Consider the following 582-nt stretch of genomic DNA (forward strand, 5'->3'; position numbering starts at 1 on the left):
GGCGGTACTGTCGCTGGCGCTGGTGAAATCATCCACGGCAAAGTGTCGATGATGGAGCACCAAGACCACGCAATTTATCAAAATCTGCCATCGCCACTTGCAATTGCGCGTTACCATTCTTTAGTGGCGACAAAGGTACCAGACAGCCTGACCATCACTGCCGAAGTAGACAATTTGGTCATGTCTGTTGTGCACGAACAAGATAAAGTTTGCGGATTTCAGTTCCACCCAGAGTCAATAATGACGACTTACGGCGCAACCTTGTTGGGCAACGCTATTGAATGGGCGCTTGAGAAAAATAACGCATAAGGAAATGGGGAGAGAAACTATGGAAGCAATCATCAACAAACTGTACGAACAGCAATCACTGACTCAAGAAGAAAGCCAACAGCTATTCGACATTATTATTCGCGGCGAGCTTGATCCAATTTTAATGGCATCGGCATTAACAGCATTAAAGATCAAAGGCGAAACGCCTGATGAAATTGCCGGTGCAGCAAAAGCCCTACTGGCGAATGCGAACCCGTTCCCTCGTCCTGATTACGACTTTGCAGACATCGTAGGAACAGGGGGCGATGGTCA

1 protein-coding gene and 1 pseudogene are annotated in these 582 nt (G+C 47.6%); both read left to right on the plus strand.

The window, feature by feature from the left end:
• On the plus strand, positions 1-309 hold a 309-nt coding region (locus R7044_RS26845; protein ID WP_405540948.1), incomplete at its 5' end, for a glutamine amidotransferase-related protein.
• A 19-nt stretch (positions 310-328) separates the two neighbouring features.
• Positions 329-582 (plus strand): annotated as a pseudogene (locus tag R7044_RS26850) (anthranilate phosphoribosyltransferase); the annotation flags it as partial.

The sequence above is a fragment of the Vibrio sp. 1402 genome (assembly GCF_033340275.1).